We start from the raw sequence: 233 nt of genomic DNA on the forward strand, positions 1-233 counted from the left end.
GCTTATGGTCGTGGCTGAAGGTGCTGGTCGTGTTAAGGTAACTATTTTTGAAAACCGTTTTATGCATGTGCCTTAATTACAACGTATGGGCGCAGACGTCGAACTTGAAGGTTATACGGCAATTTGCGCTTACACGAAGCTATTATCTGGCGCTCATGTGATGGCATCGGTTTTAGGTGCTTCTGCTAGTTTAGTGATTGCTGGTTTAGTAGCCAAGGGGGTTACAATAGTTG

Annotated in this window: 1 pseudogene; it reads left to right on the forward strand. The window is 44.6% G+C overall.

Annotated features, from left to right (window positions below):
• A pseudogene (locus tag Q4519_RS22180) lies at positions 1–233 on the forward strand (UDP-N-acetylglucosamine 1-carboxyvinyltransferase); the annotation flags it as partial.

This window comes from Motilimonas sp. 1_MG-2023, from assembly GCF_030547455.1.
In the GTDB taxonomy this organism is placed as follows: domain Bacteria; phylum Pseudomonadota; class Gammaproteobacteria; order Enterobacterales; family CBDFNC01; genus Motilimonas.